Source organism: Mesorhizobium sp. WSM4822 (assembly GCF_055811155.1).
The window spans coordinates 1-371 of the sequence record NZ_JBVVQM010000089.1 but is presented as its reverse complement, the minus strand read 5'-3'; the positions used below and the strand labels follow the sequence as shown (position 1 = coordinate 371).

At 57.1% G+C, this 371-nt stretch carries 1 protein-coding gene; it reads left to right on the top strand.

From position 1 onward, the window contains the following. A partial coding sequence (locus AC0L3E_RS34655; protein WP_473606918.1) for a type 2 periplasmic-binding domain-containing protein occupies positions 1 to 371 on the top strand: 371 nt, incomplete at both ends.

Here is a 371-nt window from a genome sequence, read left to right as displayed (position 1 = left end):
GTGTTTTTTGAAAAGGTCGTGGAGCGTGTTGCACGCGAAGCACCCGCCGTCAGCTTCGAATTGCTGCCGCTCGACGAGGACCCCGGTGAGCTTCTCCGGCGCGGTGACGTCGATTTTCTGATTTGTCCAGAATTGTTCATGTCGAACGCGCATCCAAGAGCGGCGCTGTTCGACGACACGTTCGTGTGCGTGGGCTGCCCCACGAACAAGCAACTGCCGCAGCAGCTTACATTCGAGAGATACATGTCGATGAGGCACGTTGCGGCCAAGTTTGGGCCGACGCTGAAAGGCTCGATCGAGGAGCGTTTTTTGCTTGAGCATGGCCTCAAGAGACGTGTCGAGGTTATCGTGCAGGCCTTTGGCATGATCCC